The organism is Mycobacterium venezuelense, assembly GCF_054919535.1.
Window position 1 is genome coordinate 1 of record NZ_JBONDW010000057.1, and the last position, 973, is coordinate 973.

The following is a 973-nucleotide window of genomic DNA, read 5'->3' on the forward strand; positions in this document are numbered from 1 at the left end:
TGTTGTGGAACGGCGGCATCGGCACCTACGTCAAAGCCGAGTCCGAAGCCGACATCGCCGTCGGGGACCGCGCCAACGATGCGATCCGCGTGTGCGGCAATCAGGTGCGGGCCAAGGTGATCGGGGAGGGCGGCAACCTCGGGGTCACCTCACTGGGCCGCATCGAGTTCGACCTCGCGGGTGGGCGGATCAACACCGACGCGCTGGACAACTCGGCCGGGGTGGACTGCTCCGACCACGAGGTCAACATCAAGATCCTCATCGACTCGCTGGTCACCGCCGGCAAAGTCACCCCCGACGAGCGCACCGAGCTGTTGTTGTCGATGACCGACGAGGTCGGGGCGTTGGTGCTCGTCGACAATCAGGACCAAAACGATCTGATGGGCACCAGCCGCGCCAACGCCGCCAGCATGCTGTCAGTGCACGCCCGCATGATCGGTAACCTGGCCGCCCACCGCGGCCTCAACCGCGAACTAGAAGCCCTGCCGTCAGAAAAGGAGATCCGTCGGCGCACCGAGGCCGGGATCGGGTTGACCTCCCCGGAACTGGCCACGTTGATGGCCCACGTCAAACTCGCCCTCAAAGACGACGTGCTGGCCAGCGACCTGCCCGACCAAGAGGTGTTCGCCGCCCGGCTGCCCGCCTACTTCCCGGCCCGGCTGCGTGAGCAGTTCGGCCCCGAGATCCGCGCCCATCAACTGCGCCGCGAAATCGTGACCACCATGCTGGTCAACGACCTCGTCGACACCAGCGGCATCAGCTACGCCTACCGCATCACCGAAGACGTCGGCGTCGGCCCCGTCGACGCGGTACGCGCCTACGTCGCCACCAACGCCATCTTCAACATCGGCACCGTCTGGCGCCACATCCGCGCCGCCGCCGACACCGGCGTGCCCACCACCGTCACCGACCGCATGACACTCGACCTGCGCCGCCTCGTCGACCGCGCCGGCCGCTGGCTACTCAACTACCG

General features: G+C 67.2%; 1 protein-coding gene. It reads left to right on the top strand.

The genetic code is table 11. From position 1 onward, the window contains the following. On the top strand, positions 1 to 973 hold a 973-nt coding region (locus ACRCUN_RS34160), incomplete at both ends, for an NAD-glutamate dehydrogenase domain-containing protein (RefSeq protein ID WP_462146028.1).